The sequence below is a fragment of the Pseudomonas sp. 2822-17 genome (genome assembly GCF_002742485.1).
GTDB classification, from domain to species: Bacteria; Pseudomonadota; Gammaproteobacteria; order Pseudomonadales; family Pseudomonadaceae; genus Aquipseudomonas; species Aquipseudomonas cyclaminis.
Genome location: NZ_LJRZ01000576.1, coordinates 1 through 366, shown reverse-complemented (window position 1 = coordinate 366; position 366 = coordinate 1). Strand labels below are relative to the sequence as shown.

The following is a 366-nucleotide window of genomic DNA, read 5'->3' as shown; positions in this document are numbered from 1 at the left end:
CTGTTCTTCACTGACTGCTAATTTCCTTCCATGCTTTTCTACAAGTGATGGTCCAATGATACATGAGATAAGTATCATAATAATAACCGCATTTACTGTTGCTTGATCTAATAACCCCACGTCATATCCCACTAAAGTGGCTGCAAGAGTAGCTGCAGCTTGTGGAATTGTTAGTCCAAACATTACTTTTGTTTCTGTTGAATTATATCCATAAATCTTACTTGTAAAAAATGGAGCTAAAAATTTCCCAATAAATACAGCCGATAGAATAAGTGCAGTAACCAACCATGAACGGGGATCAGAAAACAGAACACTTAAATCCATGAGAAGACCAACTGAAAGTAAAAAAAATGGAATAAACAATGC

1 protein-coding gene is annotated in these 366 nt (G+C 35.5%); it reads right to left on the bottom strand.

What is annotated here, in order from left to right; all coding sequences use genetic code 11:
• The coding region (locus AOA60_RS23460) for a cation:proton antiporter (protein ID WP_178075404.1) at positions 1–366 on the bottom strand (366 nt) is incomplete at both ends.